Origin of the sequence: Bradyrhizobium sp. HKCCYLRH3073, assembly GCF_051167995.1 — a bacterium.
Lineage (GTDB): Bacteria > Pseudomonadota > Alphaproteobacteria > Rhizobiales > Xanthobacteraceae > Bradyrhizobium.
This window is the reverse complement of record NZ_JBNPUD010000006.1, coordinates 344,754-356,739: the sequence shown is the minus strand read 5'-3', so window position 1 is coordinate 356,739 and position 11,986 is coordinate 344,754. Positions and strand designations below refer to the sequence as shown.

Below are 11,986 nucleotides of genomic sequence, written 5' to 3'. Positions count from 1 at the left end.
TCCCAGCGCCTGCTTTAAGCGCTCGCCTCGACCTGACGCACAATGATCGTCAGCTGCGAAAACGGTTTGAAAACTCGGCCCGAACGGCCACGGCCGCGCGGCGAGAAACGCTTCATCACGATTCCCTTGCCGACGAAAGCCTGCGAGACGACGAGATCGTCGACCTCGAGCTCGTGATTGTTCTCGGCATTGGCGATCGCCGATTCCAGGCACTTCTTGACGTCGACCGCAATCCGCTTGCGCGAGAACTGCAGGTCGGCGAGGGCGGCCGACGCCTTGCGGCCGCGGATCATCTGCGCCACCAGGTTCAGCTTCTGCGGGCTCACCCGAAGCATCCGGGCCACAGCCTTGGCCTCGTTTTCGGGGAGGCTCCGTTCGCGCTTTGGTTTGCTCATCGCTTAATCCTCAAGCCTTCTTGGCTTTCTTATCGCCCGAATGGCCGTGGAAGGTGCGGGTCGGCGAAAACTCACCGAACTTGTGGCCGACCATCTCTTCGTTGATCGCCACCGGCACGTGCTTCTGGCCGTTGTAGACGCCGAACGTCAGGCCGACGAACTGCGGCAGGATGGTCGAGCGGCGGCTCCAGATCTTGATGACGTCGTGACGGCCGGACGCGCGCGCCGCATCTGCCTTCTTGAGCAGCGAGGCTTCGACGAACGGGCCTTTCCAGACTGAACGAACCATGTCCGTCGTTCCTTACTTCTTCCGCTTGTGGCGGCTCAAGAGAATGAATTTATCGGTCGACTTGTTGGTGCGGGTCTTCTTGCCCTTGGTAGGCTTGCCCCACGGAGTGACCGGGTGACGACCGCCCGAGGTACGGCCTTCGCCGCCGCCGTGCGGATGGTCGATCGGGTTCATCGCGACGCCGCGGTTGTGAGGCCTACGGCCCATCCAACGCTTGCGGCCGGCCTTGCCGATCGAGGTGTTCATGTGGTCCGGGTTCGACACCGCACCGATGGTGCCGCGGCAGCGGCCATGCACCAGACGCTGCTCGCCCGAGTTCAGGCGGACAATCACGTAGTCCTGGTCGCGGCCGACGATCTGGGCGTAGGTGCCGGCCGAACGTGCGAGCTGGCCGCCCTTCCCGATCTTGACCTCGATGTTGTGCACGATCGTGCCGACCGGCATGTTGCCCAGCGGCATGACGTTGCCCGGCTTCACGTCGACATAGTTGCCGGCGACGATGGTGTCGCCGACCGCCAGGCGCTGCGGCGCCAGGATGTAGGCGAGCTCGCCGTCCTGATACTTGACCAGGGCGATGAAGGCGGTCCGGTTCGGATCATACTCCAGGCGCTCGACGGTCGCGGGAACGTCGACCTTGTCGCGCTTGAAGTCGACCGTGCGGTACGACTGCTTGTGGCCGCCGCCGAGGAAGCGAACCGTGATGCGGCCGGTGTTGTTGCGACCGCCGCTCGACTGCTTGCCTTCGGTCAGCGCCTTGACCGGCTTGCCCTTGTAGAGGGCCGAACGATCGACCATCACCAGCTGGCGCTGGCCGGGCGTCGTGGGATTGAATGTCTTCAGTGCCATGGCAGCTCAGCCTTACAGTCCGGTGGTCACGTCGATGCGGTGGCCCTCTTCGAGGGTCACGATCGCGCGCTTGCTGTCCGATTGCGAACCGAAATTGCCGCGGAACACCTTGGTCTTGCCCTTGCGGACGAGCGTGTTCACGCTCTTGACCTTGACGTCGAACAGCTTCTCGATCGCTTCCTTGATCTGCGGCTTGGTCGCCTTTGCGGCCACCTTGAACAGAACCTTGTTGTGCTCGGAGGCAAACGTCGCCTTCTCGGTCACGACCGGCGCGATGATGATGTCGTAGTGGCGCGGATCGATGGTCTTCATTTGAAGCGCGCCTCCAGCGCATCGATCGCCGCCTTGGTCAGCACGAGCTTCTGACGGCGCAGGATGTCGTAGACGTTGATGCCCTGGATCGGCAGCACGTCCAGGTTCGGGATGTTGCGGGCCGCAGCGGCGAAGCCGTTATGCAGCTCGGCGCCGTCGATGATCAGCGCGTTGGTCAGGCCGAGACCGGAGAAATGACCGATCAACGCCTTGGTCTTCGCTGCCTCGAGGGTGGCGTTCTCCAGGACGACCAGATCACCGTCCTTGGCCTTGGCCGACAGCGCATGCTTCAGCGCCAGCGCACGGACCTTCTTCGGCAGGTCGGTCGCATGCGAGCGCACGACCGGACCGAAGGCGCGACCGCCGCCACGGAACTGCGGCACGCGGGCCGAGCCGTGACGAGCACCGCCGGTGCCCTTCTGCTTGTACATCTTCTTGCCGGTGCGCCAGATCTCGGCGCGGCCCTTGGCCTTGTGCGTGCCGGCCTGGCGCTTGTTCAGCTGCCACTGGACGCAGCGCTGAATGATGTCGGCGCGCGGCTCCAGACCAAAGATGGCGTCGGACAGCTGGACGGAGCCGGCTTCCTTGCCCTCGAGCGTGGTGACTTTCAGTTCCATTTATGCGCCCTCCTGCACGGCCGGCGCTTCGGCAGCCTGCTCACCCGCGACCTTGAACTTGCCGGGCTTCGGCGCTTCCTTCGGCAGCGGCTTCTTGACGGCGTCGCGCACCGAGATCCAGCCACCCTTGGAGCCGGGCACCGCGCCTTCCACCAGGATCAGGCCGCGCTCGACATCCGTCTGCACCACACGCAGGTTCAGCGTGGTGATGCGATCGACACCCATGTGACCGGGCATCTTCTTGTTCTTCCAGGTCTTGCCGGGGTCCTGACGGCCACCGGTCGAACCGATCGAACGGTGCGAGATCGACACACCGTGCGTGGCGCGCAGACCGCCGAAATTCCAGCGCTTCATGCCGCCGGCGAAGCCCTTACCGACCGAGGTGCCGGTGACGTCGACGAACTGGCCGACGACGAAGTGGTCGGCCTGGATCTCCGCGCCGACCGGGATCAGCGAATCCTCGCTGACACGGAATTCGGCGAGCTTGCGCTTCGGCTCGACCTTGGCGACCGCGAACTGGCCGCGCTCCGCCTTCGGCATGTAGACCGTCTTGCGGCTGCCGCTGCCGAGCTGCAGCGCGACGTAGCCGTTCTTCTCGGTGGTGCGGTGACCGACCACCTGGCAATTGCCGAGCTTCAGCACGGTCACGGGGATATGTTCGCCGGTCTCCGTGAAGACCCGCGTCATCCCGACCTTTTGTGCGATCACTCCGGAGCGCATCGGCGTGCTTCCTGTTCTTCTCTATGTCCGCGATGGGGCGAACGTGAATCCAAAAACTTAGAGCTTGATCTCGACGTCGACGCCGGCGGCCAGGTCGAGCTTCATGAGAGCATCGACGGTCTGCGGGGTCGGATCGACGATGTCGAGCAGGCGCTTGTGGGTGCGCATCTCGAACTGCTCGCGGCTCTTCTTGTCGACGTGCGGCGAACGGTTCACGGTGAACTTCTCGATGCGGGTCGGCAGCGGAATGGGTCCGCGAACCTGCGCGCCGGTCCGTTTCGCCGTGTTGACGATCTCGCGCGTCGACGTATCGAGGATACGATGGTCAAACGCCTTGAGACGGATGCGGATATTTTGGCCGTTCATTGCCGTATCTTTCTGTGAGTAGTGAGTGGCGAGTAGCGAACGGCGAATGGATAATCTCCATTCGCCACCCGCCATTCCCTATTCGCTGTTGTTACTCGATGATCGAGGCGACGACGCCGGCGCCGACGGTGCGGCCGCCCTCGCGGATGGCGAAGCGCAGCTTCTCCTCCATCGCGATCGGCACGATCAGGTGCACTTCCATCGCGATGTTGTCGCCCGGCATCACCATCTCGGTGCCTTCCGGCAGGTGAACGACGCCGGTCACGTCGGTCGTGCGGAAGTAGAACTGCGGACGATAGTTGGTGAAGAACGGCGTGTGACGGCCACCCTCCTCCTTGGTGAGGATGTACGCCTCAGCCTTGAACTTGGTGTGCGGCTTGACCGAACCCGGCTTGCACAGCACCTGGCCGCGCTCGACGTCCTCGCGCTTGGTGCCGCGGAGCAGCGCACCGATGTTGTCGCCCGCCTGGCCCTGATCGAGCAGCTTGCGGAACATTTCAACGCCGGTGACGGTGGTCTTCTGGGTCGGACGGATGCCGACGATCTCGATTTCCTCACCGACCTTGATGATGCCGCGCTCGACACGGCCGGTCACGACGGTGCCGCGGCCCGAGATCGAGAACACGTCTTCGACCGGCATCAGGAAGGGCTGATCGATCGGACGCTCCGGCTGCGGAATGTACTCGTCGACATTGCGCATCAGCTCGAGGATGGCGTCGTGGCCGAGCTTCTTGTCCGAATCTTCCAGAGCGGCGAGCGCCGAGCCCTTGATGATCGGGATCTTGTCGCCCGGGAACTCGTACTTCGAGAGCAGCTCGCGGACCTCGAGCTCGACGAGCTCGAGCAGCTCCGGATCGTCGACCATGTCGCACTTGTTGAGGAACACGACCAGCGCCGGCACGCCGACCTGGCGGGCGAGCAGGATGTGCTCGCGGGTCTGCGGCATCGGGCCGTCAGCGGCCGACACGACCAGGATCGCGCCGTCCATCTGCGCGGCGCCGGTGATCATGTTCTTCACGTAGTCGGCGTGGCCGGGGCAGTCGACGTGCGCGTAGTGGCGGTTCTTGGTCTCGTACTCGACGTGAGCGGTCGAGATGGTGATGCCGCGAGCCTTCTCTTCCGGCGCCTTGTCGATCTGGTCGTAGGCAGTGAACGTCGCACCGCCCGTCTCGGCCAGGATCTTGGTGATTGCAGCCGTCAGCGAGGTCTTGCCGTGGTCGACGTGACCGATGGTGCCGATGTTGCAGTGGGGCTTGTTACGTTCAAACTTAGCTTTGGCCATTTGACTCTCCGTTCAGTCGCTAACTTGAGCTAACGACAATCAGGCAAACTTCTTCTGGACTTCGGCCGACACGTTGGCCGGCGCTTCAGCGTAGTGCGAGAACTGCATCGTGAAGGTCGCGCGGCCCTGGCTCATGGAGCGCAGGTTGTTCACGTAACCGAACATGTTCATGAGCGGCACCATCGCGTTGATGACGTTGGCATTGCCGCGCATGTCCTGGCCCTGGATCTGGCCACGACGCGAGTTCAGGTCGCCGATGACCGAGCCGGTGTAGTCTTCCGGGGTCACCACCTCGACCTTCATGATCGGCTCGAGCAGAACCGACTTGCCCTTCTGCAGCGCCTCGCGGAAAGCCGCGCGAGAGGCGATTTCGAAGGCCAGCGCCGACGAGTCGACGTCGTGATACTTGCCGTCGACCAGCGCCACCTTGACGTCGACCACCGGGAAGCCGGCGACCACGCCCGCGCCGAGCACGCTCTCGATGCCCTTCTCGACGCCCGGGATGTATTCCTTCGGAACCGCACCGCCGACGATCTTGGACTCGAACACGTAGCCGCCACCCGGCTCGTTCGGCTCGACCACGAGGCTCACGGCCGCGAACTGGCCGGTGCCGCCGGTCTGCTTCTTGTGGGTGTAGTCCACATTGGCCGGCTTGGTGATGCGCTCACGGAACGCCACCTGCGGCGCGCCGATGTTCGCATCGACCTTGTAGGTACGCTTCAGAATGTCGACCTTGATGTCGAGATGGAGCTCGCCCATGCCCTTGAGGATGGTCTGGCCCGACTCGTGATCGGTCGAGACGCGGAAGGACGGATCTTCCGCGGCCAGCTTCGCCAAGGCGACGCCGAGCTTCTCCTGGTCGGCCTTCGACTTCGGCTCGATCGCGATCTCGATGACCGGCTCCGGGAATTCCATCTTTTCCAGGATCACCTGGTTGGACGGATCGCACAGCGTGTCACCGGTGCGGGCTTCCTTGAGGCCTGCGAGGGCGACGATGTCGCCGGCATAGGCTTCCTTGATGTCCTCGCGATTGTTCGCATGCATCAGCAGCATGCGGCCGATGCGCTCCTTCTTCTCGCGGGTCGAGTTCACGACGCCGGTACCCGAGGTCAGGATGCCCGAATAGATGCGGCAGAAGGTGATGGTGCCGACGAACGGGTCGTCCATGATCTTGAACGCGAGCAGCGCCAGCGGCTCCTTGTCGTCCGCCTTGCGCACGACCTCGTTGCCCTTGTCGTCGGTGCCCTTGATCGCGGGCACGTCGAGCGGCGACGGCAGATAGTCGACAACGGCGTCGAGCAGGGGCTGCACGCCCTTGTTCTTGAAGGCCGAGCCACACAGCACCGGATAGAACGCACCGGTCAGCACGGCCTTGCGGATCAGGCGCTTCAGGGTCGCCTCGTCCGGCTCCTTGCCGTCCAGGAACGCGGTGAGCGCGTCGTCATCGAGCTCGACGGCGGCTTCCACCAGCTTCTCGCGATATTCCTTGGCCTGATCGGCCAGATCAGCCGGGATCTCGGCGTAGTCGAACTTCGCGCCGAGCGCCTCGTCGTTCCAGACGATCGCCTTCATGGTCACGAGGTCGATGCAGCCCTTGAAGTTGTTCTCAGCACCGATCGGCAGCTGGATCGCAACCGGCTTCGCGCCCAGGCGGTCGACGATGTCGGCCAAGCACTTGAAGAAGTCGGCGCCGGTCTTGTCCATCTTGTTGGCGAAGACGATGCGCGGCACCTTGTACTTGTCGCCCTGGCGCCAGACGGTCTCGGTCTGCGGCTCGACGCCCTGGTTGGAGTCGAGCACGCACACGGCGCCGTCGAGCACGCGAAGCGAACGCTCGACCTCGATGGTGAAGTCGACGTGGCCAGGGGTGTCGATGATGTTCAGGCGCTTGCCGTTCCAGAACGCGGTGGTGGCAGCCGAGGTAATCGTGATGCCACGCTCCTGCTCCTGCTCCATCCAGTCCATCGTCGCGGCACCTTCGTGCACTTCGCCGATCTTGTGGCTCTTGCCGGTGTAATAGAGGATGCGCTCGGTCGTCGTGGTCTTACCGGCGTCGATATGCGCCATGATACCGAAGTTACGGTAGTCCTCGATGGCATGTTGGCGGGGCATGAAGGTGTTCCCTGATTTCCGTTCGGGCCGCTGTTACCAGCGGTAGTGCGAGAAGGCGCGGTTGGCTTCCGCCATCCGGTGCACGTCTTCACGCTTCTTCACGGCGTTACCCCGATTGTTCGAGGCGTCGAGCAGCTCCGCCGAAAGCCGCTCGGTCATCGTCTTCTCGTTGCGGTCGCGCGCGGCCGAGATCAGCCAGCGGATGCCCAGCGCCTGCCGGCGGGTCGAACGAACCTCGACCGGCACCTGGTAGGTCGCGCCGCCGACGCGGCGGGAGCGGACCTCGATGGTCGGCATGACGTTTTCGAGGGCCTGCTCGAACACCGTCAGCGGGCTCTGCTTGGTCTTGGCCTCGATGATGCCGAACGCGCCGTAGACGATACCTTCGGCGACCGACTTCTTGCCGGCGTACATCACCGAGTTCATGAACTTGGTGACGATGATGTTCCCGAACTTCGGATCCGGAAGCACTTCACGCTTTTCGGCTGAATGGCGACGCGACATGTGATCTTGTTCCCGCTTCTCTCGAACGTCTTACTTCGGACGCTTCGCGCCGTACTTCGAACGGCGCTGCTTACGGTTCTTGACGCCCTGGGTATCCAGCACGCCGCGGAGGATGTGGTAGCGCACGCCCGGCAAGTCCTTGACGCGGCCGCCACGGATCATGACCACCGAGTGCTCCTGCAGGTTATGGCCTTCACCCGGGATGTAGCCGATCACCTCGAAGCCGTTGGTCAGGCGCACCTTGGCGACCTTACGAAGCGCCGAGTTCGGCTTCTTCGGGGTCGTGGTGTAGACGCGCGTGCAAACGCCACGCTTCTGCGGCGACTGCTGCAGCGCCGGCACCTTCTTGCGCGACTTCTGCACTTCGCGCGGATTTGCGATCAGCTGGTTGATCGTCGGCATCTTGGCCTTCACCCTTCTCAACGTTCGCACGGAGACCGCGACCGGCTTCCGCAAATTCTGTTCGAGGTTCCCCGCCTCACCGGGCCGTTTCGCGCGATCAAAACCCGCGCAAAACGAAATCGCGCCAACCGTTCATCGCTGAACGGAAAGCGCTTGACGCCACAGAGGACCGCAATCACCACCAGTCAGCTTGCGCTGGCGGGCGGCCTACCGAGGTCATGCATCCGAAATTGGTCTCCAGAGAACGAGCTCGAGAGATCTAATATCGTTTTGGCATTGCCTAGCTATGATCGACAGCGTTTGAGCGGCATTCGTCGAGGGTGGTGCCCGTCCCGCCCTGTTCCGGGTGGTCTGGGTGATCCGTACCGACGCTGGCGAAGCTCACCGCCTGTCGTTGAGTGCCGGCCTTTTATAAGCGGTAAATATCCAAGTCAAGCAAAACGACGCCGCAGGACGCGCAAAGAAGCGCTTCTGGCCGCTGCAGTTTCCGCTCCGACCGCGCCCCTACATCCTAAGGTATCTGTAGACCGCAGAGCCCTGCCCGCGCCGGCCCAGCCCCTCTCCAACCCAGGGACATATCCAGAGACATTGAAGATAAGGCTTTTTTTGGCTTTGGCCGACAAGGATGGCGCCCACGACGAGGCGCCCCGTGACAGACTATACCGATATTGCGATCATTGGCGGCGGCTTGGCCGGCTCGATCACGGCCGCCATGCTCGGGCGTGCCGGCATCCCGGCGATTCTGGTCGATCCCCACGCGATCTCCCCGCCCGACTTTCGAATCGAGAAGATCTCCGGTGCCGGGCAGATCGGCCGATTCCGTCGCACCGGGATCGCCGACAAGGCGTTAACCCAAGCCACCCTGACCCCGGAGAACTGGATCGCCCGATTCGGCTACGTGCTCGAACGGGCCCCGGTCCCGCAATACGGCATCCTTTACGACACGCTGGTGACGGCCGTGCGCGACGAGATCCGCGGCCGCGTGACGCGAATCGTCGCCAAGGCCGTGGCGATCACGCCAGGCGAGGATCGCCAGTCGGTCGTGCTGTCCAACGGGCAGACGATCTCCGCCCGTCTCGTCGTGCTCGCCAACGGGCTGAACGTTGGGCTGCGGCACATGCTGGGAATCACCCGCAAGATCACCAGCCCCGCCCATTCGATCTCGATCGGGTTCGACCTGACGCCGGCCGGCCGCGCCGCCTTCCCGTTCCCGGCCATGACCTACTTCCAGGAGCGGGCCGACGCGCGGGTGCCCTACATCACCCTGTTCCCGATCGGCGAGCGCATGCGGGCGAACCTGTTCGCCTATCGCGAGGTGGACGACCCCTGGCTGCGGGCGATCCGGCGCGCCCCGGTCGAAACGCTGATTGCCGCCCTGCCCGGCCTGCGGCGGATCACCGGCCCGTACGCCGTGAGGGGGGAAGTGAAGGTCCGCCCCGCCGACCTCACCATCAACACTGGATACCGCATGCCGGGCGTCGTGCTCGTCGGCGATGCCTTCTGCACCACCTGCCCCGTCACCGGCACCGGCTCCGACAAGGTGTTCACCGACGTCGAGCGCCTCTGCAACGTCCACATTCCGCGCTGGCTGGCGACTGACGGCATGGGCGAGGCCAAGATCGCGGCCTTCTATGCCGACCCGGTCAAGATCGCCTGCGATGCGTGGTCGCTCGACAAGGCCTGGAATTTCCGATCGGTCTCGATCGGGGCCAGCCCCTATTGGCAGGCACAACGCTGGGCGCGCTTTGCGGTCTCGCTCGGCCGCGGGATTCAGCAGCGGCTGACGAAGACCAATGCGCCGCTCAACGTCTATTCCTCGTCATCGTCATCCTCCTCATCATCGCTGTCGTCGTCGGCCTGATCGAGCCGGCTCGGCTGATGGCCCTGGTCGTCCCAGAGCTTGCGATAGGTCCCGTTCTTCGCCAGGAGCTCGGCGTGGCTACCGCGCTCGATCGCCCGGCCGCCGGAGATGACGATGATCTCGTCCATCTCGACCACCGAGGTCAGCCGGTGGGTCGACCAGATCATGGTGCGGCCCTTGGCCACCTTGAGCAGGGTGCGGTTGATCGCGGCTTCCGTGGTCTGGTCCAGCGCCGAGGTCGCCTCGTCGAGCAGCAGCACGGACGGGTTGCGGATGATGGCGCGGGCGATCGCGATGCGCTGGCGCTGGCCACCGGACAGCGTGTCGCCGCGCTCACCGACGATGGTGTCGTATTTCTGCGGCAGGCTCATGATGTAGCGGTGGATCTCGGCCTTCTTGGCCGCCTCCTCCACCTCCGCGTCGGTGGCGCCCTCCTTGCCGAGCCGGATGTTTTCCCGCAGCGACATGTTGAACAGCATGTTCTCCTGGAACACCACGGCCATGCTGCCGCGCAGCGAATCGCGCGTCACCTTGCGGATGTCGACGCCGTCGATGGTGACGCGGCCTTCATCGGGCACATAGAGCCTCAGGATCAGGTTGAGCAGCGTGCTCTTGCCCGAGCCCGACGGACCGACGATCGCGATCCGCTTGCCGACGTCGAGCTTGAGGCTCAGATTGTCGAGCACCGGCGTCTGGCTACCCTCGTACTGGAAGGTCACGCGCTCGAAGGTGATGTCGTGGCTGATGCGGGGCAGATCCGGCGCGCCGGGCCGGTCGGCACCGCGGGTCGGCTCGTCCAGCAGCTCCTGCATGTGCCGGATCGCGGCCGCCGACGAGATCGACACCGGCACGAAGTGCATCACATGGGCGATGTTGTAGGACACCTCCCAGAATGCGCTTTCGAAGGTAACGAAGGTGCCGATCGTGATCTGGCCCTTGGTGGCGAGATAGGCGCCGAGAGCGAGCACGACGAGATGCAGCAGCAGCACCGAGATCGTGACGGTGCGCTCGACCATGGTCGACAGGAACATCGCATCGGCCATCTTGCGCCGCGCCGCGTCGTTGCGGAAGCTGAACCAGCCGAACACCTTGCGGTGCAGGCTGAAGGCCTTGATGACGGCTTGCGCCGCGATGTTCTCCTGGATCACGCCGAGCAGCGACGCTTCGTTCAGTTTCTGCTCGTAATTGGCCTGAACCGCCTTCGGCGTCAGGATGCGCGGGCCGATCAGGGTGATCGGAAACACCAGCAGCGCGATCGCAGCGAGCTGCCAGTTCAGGAACAGCATCAGAATGATGCCCGCAATCAGCTCGAGGAACGGCAGCACGGCGCTGTTGGCGAAGCTCTTCACGACGTTCTCGAACGCCGACATGTCGACCGAGAAGCGCGACAGGATCTCGCCGCGCTTGGTGCGCTGGAAATAGGCCGCCGGCAGGTTCTGCACGTGGTCGAACAGCCGGGTGCGGACATCCGAGATGACGCAAGCCGCCAGCCGCGCATCCCAGCGCTCGTAGAGCACGGCAATGATCGAGGTGACGATGCCTGCAACCGCCAGCACGCCGAGGATGCGATAGAGCGCCTCGAAATCCTCTTCGCCGAGCGCATCGTCGATCAGGAACTTGAGGCTGAGCGGCATGATGACGTTGAACAGGGTCTCGATCAGAACGCCGATCGAAACGAAGGCCAGCATCTTCTTGTATTTCGCGAGCAGCGGCGAGACGAAGCCGTAGATGGTGGCGAGCGCGCCGGCGGCCTCGCGCGCGGTGTAGACGACGAGGTCTTCGTCGTCATCGTCGTCGTCGAGATCGTCGTCCTCGTCCTCGCCGTCCTCGTCGTCATCATCGTCGGAAGGCGGCGGCGCAGGCTTGCTGGCTTGTGGCGGCTTTGAGGGCTGCGCCGGCTTTGAAGGCGGCGCCGGCTCTGGCGGCTGTGCCGGCTTGGTCGCCTCCGGCGGCGTGCCGGCCAGTAACGGCTCGGAGGGCTGCAGCGCTTCGGTGGTCGGCGGCAGGGCGGCGGCCGGTGCTTGAGTTGCCGGCGGCGATTCGGGTGTCGTTGGCGTCGCGGCGGTTCCGGAAAGCCGCTTTGCGATCTCGGCAGCGGCGCCGGCGGCAGCCGCAATTCGTTCGCCAGCGATCCGATCGTCTTCGGTCTGACCGGGCGCAGCCGAGGCCGAACCGGATTTCGAGCCTCGCTTCGAGCCTGATTTGGAGGCCGGACCCGACCCTGACTTGGACTCTGGTTTCTTGGGCGCCATGCAACCAACCGAAGCAGCGTGGCCGACG

At 64.1% G+C, this 11,986-nt stretch carries 13 protein-coding genes; 1 reads left to right on the top strand and 12 read right to left on the bottom strand.

Features of this window, described 5'->3' with window-relative positions; all coding sequences use genetic code 11:
• Nucleotides 1-14: 14 nt before the first annotated feature.
• The 11 genes from rplV to rpsL form a co-directional block, all read right to left on the bottom strand.
• The gene (gene rplV, locus ACQR1X_RS17365; protein ID WP_315714562.1) at nt 15-395 is read right to left on the bottom strand and encodes a 50S ribosomal protein L22; all 381 of its coding nucleotides are present in this window, start codon (nt 393-395) and stop codon (nt 15-17) included.
• A gap of 10 nt (nt 396-405) precedes the next feature.
• The gene (rpsS, locus tag ACQR1X_RS17360; RefSeq protein WP_006611842.1) at nt 406-684 is read right to left on the bottom strand and encodes a 30S ribosomal protein S19; all 279 of its coding nucleotides are present in this window, start codon (nt 682-684) and stop codon (nt 406-408) included.
• A 12-nt stretch (nt 685-696) separates the two neighbouring features.
• Entirely contained in the window at nt 697-1,530 is an 834-nt protein-coding gene (gene rplB, locus ACQR1X_RS17355; RefSeq protein ID WP_006611841.1) for a 50S ribosomal protein L2, read from the bottom strand.
• A 12-nt stretch (nt 1,531-1,542) separates the two neighbouring features.
• Nucleotides 1,543-1,842: a 50S ribosomal protein L23 gene (locus tag ACQR1X_RS17350; protein ID WP_172108066.1), complete on the bottom strand. Its 300-nt coding sequence runs from the start codon at nt 1,840-1,842 to the stop codon at nt 1,543-1,545.
• Entirely contained in the window at nt 1,839-2,459 is a 621-nt protein-coding gene (rplD, locus tag ACQR1X_RS17345; RefSeq protein ID WP_006611839.1) for a 50S ribosomal protein L4, read from the bottom strand. The genes ACQR1X_RS17350 and rplD overlap by 4 nt, the downstream gene beginning before the upstream one ends.
• The gene (rplC, locus tag ACQR1X_RS17340) at nt 2,460-3,179 is read right to left on the bottom strand and encodes a 50S ribosomal protein L3 (RefSeq protein ID WP_006611838.1); all 720 of its coding nucleotides are present in this window, start codon (nt 3,177-3,179) and stop codon (nt 2,460-2,462) included.
• Between the two features lie 57 nt (nt 3,180-3,236).
• Nucleotides 3,237-3,545, bottom strand: coding sequence for a 30S ribosomal protein S10 (gene rpsJ, locus ACQR1X_RS17335; protein ID WP_002712302.1), 309 nt, complete (start codon nt 3,543-3,545; stop codon nt 3,237-3,239).
• Nucleotides 3,546-3,636: 91 nt separating this feature from the next.
• Nucleotides 3,637-4,827 carry an elongation factor Tu gene (gene tuf / locus ACQR1X_RS17330; protein ID WP_006611837.1) on the bottom strand — a complete coding sequence of 397 codons (1,191 nt, stop codon included), beginning with the start codon at nt 4,825-4,827 and terminating at the stop codon, nt 3,637-3,639.
• Nucleotides 4,828-4,866: 39 nt separating this feature from the next.
• On the bottom strand, nt 4,867-6,939 hold the full coding sequence (fusA, locus tag ACQR1X_RS17325) for an elongation factor G (RefSeq protein ID WP_316177107.1): 2,073 nt from the start codon (nt 6,937-6,939) through the stop codon (nt 4,867-4,869).
• A gap of 33 nt (nt 6,940-6,972) precedes the next feature.
• On the bottom strand, nt 6,973-7,443 hold the full coding sequence (gene rpsG / locus ACQR1X_RS17320) for a 30S ribosomal protein S7 (protein ID WP_006611835.1): 471 nt from the start codon (nt 7,441-7,443) through the stop codon (nt 6,973-6,975).
• Nucleotides 7,444-7,473: 30 nt separating this feature from the next.
• Nucleotides 7,474-7,845, bottom strand: coding sequence for a 30S ribosomal protein S12 (gene rpsL, locus ACQR1X_RS17315; RefSeq protein ID WP_006611834.1), 372 nt, complete (start codon nt 7,843-7,845; stop codon nt 7,474-7,476).
• 649 nt (nt 7,846-8,494) lie between these two features.
• On the opposite strand from rpsL, the gene ACQR1X_RS17310 reads away from it, so the two are divergent.
• Nucleotides 8,495-9,706 (top strand): FAD-dependent oxidoreductase, encoded by a 1,212-nt coding sequence (locus ACQR1X_RS17310; protein ID WP_434899267.1) that lies wholly within the window; start codon nt 8,495-8,497, stop codon nt 9,704-9,706.
• On the opposite strand, the gene ACQR1X_RS17305 is transcribed toward ACQR1X_RS17310, so the two are convergent.
• The gene (locus tag ACQR1X_RS17305; protein WP_434899266.1) at nt 9,655-11,958 is read right to left on the bottom strand and encodes an ABC transporter ATP-binding protein; all 2,304 of its coding nucleotides are present in this window, start codon (nt 11,956-11,958) and stop codon (nt 9,655-9,657) included. The two genes, ACQR1X_RS17310 and ACQR1X_RS17305, sit on opposite strands and share 52 nt — an antisense overlap.
• Nucleotides 11,959-11,986 lie beyond the last annotated feature (28 nt).